The organism is Micromonospora sp. NPDC048830 (genome assembly GCF_043198215.1).
Taxonomy (GTDB): Bacteria; Actinomycetota; Actinomycetes; order Mycobacteriales; family Micromonosporaceae; genus Micromonospora.
In genome coordinates, this window is record NZ_JBICUP010000119.1 from 1 (window position 1) to 2,713 (window position 2,713).

Below are 2,713 nucleotides of genomic sequence, written 5' to 3' on the forward strand. Positions count from 1 at the left end.
CGGCCAGGACGACGCGGTGGGGGCGTTCGGGTCGTCCAGCGGCCCGGGCAGCCCGGGCAGACCCGTGCCCGCCGGCGGGGCAGGTACCGGCCCGGGCATCGGCGACTGAGGTGCCGGATTCTGTACGCCCAGTCCGGGCGGGAACGACTGCGTCCCTGGGAGCTGGCTGGGCTGGTCGCCGCTGGGCTGCGACCACGGGTCGGGCGGGGCCTGCGGCCGGGACGGATCCGTCGGCTGCGGCCAGGGGACGGGTTCCGTGCCCACGGCCGTGGGCAGGCCGCCCCACGCCGGATCGAGCGGATCAAACAGATCGAGCGGATCGGCGGGGTCCACCTGCCAGGCCCAGTTGCCGCGGTTCCCGCTGCCGTCGCCGGCCCCCCGATTGTCGATGAGCGGCTGGCCGAAGTCGGTGGACATCGCCGCACCGTGCGCAGGTACCGGCCCGGGCATCGGCCAGGACGATGCCGTGGAGGCGTCCGGGTCGTCCAGCGGCCCGGGCGGCCCGGGCAGCCCGGGCAGACCCGTGCCCGCCGGCGGGGCAGGTACCGGCCCGGACATCGGCGACGTATCCCCGTGGTACCGCCAGGACAGGTCCTCACCCTGCTGCGGGCGGTCCGGTTCGGGGGCAGGGCCCGGCACCGGTGCTTGCCGGGGCGGATCCGGATCGGTCATCCTGTACCGCGCCGCCCTGCGACCGTGACCTTCCCGGACCAGCTGCAGCAGACCACGGTCGCGCAATGCCACGATCCGGTCATGCGCCGTCGACGGCGGTATGCCTGCCGCATCGGCGAGGGCTTGCACGCTGGCGGTGATGATCCCGTCGCCGTCCATACGGTCGATCAGGACGTTCCACAACCGCCGCAGCTGATCCCGCTGCTCCGTTGTGGTGGCGATGTGGCCGACGTGCTGCTCGAACAGCGTCCAGGCCCCATCCGGGTTGCGCACCCACTGGCTGCCTGCAGGAAGGGCCGGCAATGCTTGCCGGGGCTGACCCGGATCGGTCACCCTGTACCCCGCCGCCACGCCACCGCGTGCTTCCTGGTCCAGCCACAGCAGATCACGGTTGCGCAATGCCACGATCCGGTCATGCGCCGTCGACGGCGCTGTGCCTGTCGCGTCGGCGAGGGCTGGTTCGCTGACGGTGATGAGCCCGTCGCCGTCCATACTGTTGATCAGGGCGTTCCACAACTCCCGCAGCGGCTGCTCCTGGTGCTGCGTTGTGGTGGCGATGTGGCCGACGTGTTGCTCGAACAGCCTCCGGGCCCCATCCCGGTCGAGCACCCACTGTCTGCCCGCAGGAAGGGCCGGCAATGCTTGCCGGGGCAGACCCGGATCGGTCACCCTGTACCGCGCCGCCACGCCACCGCGTGCTTCCCGGACCAGCTGCAGCAGACCACGGTCGCGCAATGCCCCGATCCGGTCATGCACCGTCGGCTGCAGTGTGGATGTCGCCGCGGCGAGGGCTTGCTCGCTGACGGTGATGAGCCCGTCGCCGTCCATACGGTCGATCAGGGCGTTCCACAACTGCCGCAGCGGCTGCTCCTGCTGCTGCGTTGTGGTGGCGATGTGGCTGGCGTGCTGGTTGAACAGCGTCCGGGCCCCATCCGGGTTGCGCACCCACTGGCTGCCCGCAGGAAGGGCCGGCAACGGTGCTTGCCGCGGCTGACCCGGATCGGTCACCTTGTACCGCGCCGTCCTGCTACCGTGACCTCTTGGGACCACCTGCAGCAGACGACGGTCGCGCAATGCCACGATCCGGTCATGCACCGTCCGCCGCAGTGTGGATGTCGCATCGGCGAGGGCTTGCTCGCTGACGGTGATGAGCCCGTCGCCGTCCATACTGTTGATCAGGGCGTTCCACAACTCCCGCAGCGGCTGCTCCTGCTGCTGCGTTGTGGTGGTGATGTGGCCGACGTGCTGCTCGAACAGCCTCCGGGCCCTATCCGGGTCGCGCACCCAGCTGTCCGCAGTGGGTTGGGGTTGGGGTTGGTCGGGGTGAAGTGGGGTGGGGGTGGTGGGTGGCTCGTCGGCCGGGTGATGGAGGGTGTCGCCGGCGGGGAGAGTGTCGGCGTCGGTGCGGGTCACCGCTGGGGATGGTTGCCAGTCCATGTCCAGCTCCTGGTGGGTGGCCCCGGCGTCGGGGTTCCCGCTGCCGGCGCCGGCCTGATTGTCGATGCGCTGCTGGCCGGGGTCGGTGGACATCGCAGCACCGTGCCAGGCGGTCACATCAATGCCGGGATCCGGCTCCGCCGGTCCCGTCCACCCCGCCGTCCAGGACGACGCGGCCGGCGGGGCCGGCCAGGACGGCAACTGCGTCCCTGGATCCTGCGACGGGCCGCGCACCCACTGGGCAGCGGACGCCGGGCCAGGACCAGACGGGTCGCCGCTTTCCGTTGGATCGGGCGACTGCCCGTCTGAGGTGGAGCCGGCCCACCGGTGTTGACCGCCAGCGGCGGTGAAGTCCTGCTGGTGCGGCCAGCGCACGCCGGGTTCCTGACCGTTCTCGACGATGTCCGCGGTCCGTACCGCCTCCACCAGATCCGGTCCGAACAACTCCACCGAAGCGTCCGAGAACAACACGGACCGCACCGGCTCGTCCGCGTGTGGCCGCAGCTCGCCGGGTATCTGGTCTACCTCGTGTGTGGACGACATCAGCCGCCGGGCGCGCAGCTTGGTGCGCAGCCATTCACCGAAGGAGGTGGCCTGTCCCGGT

Annotated in this window: 1 protein-coding gene and 1 pseudogene; one reads left to right on the plus strand and one right to left on the minus strand. The window is 71.2% G+C overall.

The window, feature by feature from the left end:
- A pseudogene (locus tag ACGFIZ_RS34135) lies at positions 1-2,202 on the minus strand (hypothetical protein); the annotation flags it as partial.
- A 234-nt stretch (positions 2,203-2,436) separates the two neighbouring features.
- Between ACGFIZ_RS34135 and ACGFIZ_RS34140 the strand changes: the two are divergent.
- Positions 2,437-2,713, plus strand: a 277-nt coding sequence (locus ACGFIZ_RS34140; RefSeq protein WP_393427424.1) for a hypothetical protein, incomplete at its 3' end; no start/stop codon positions are given.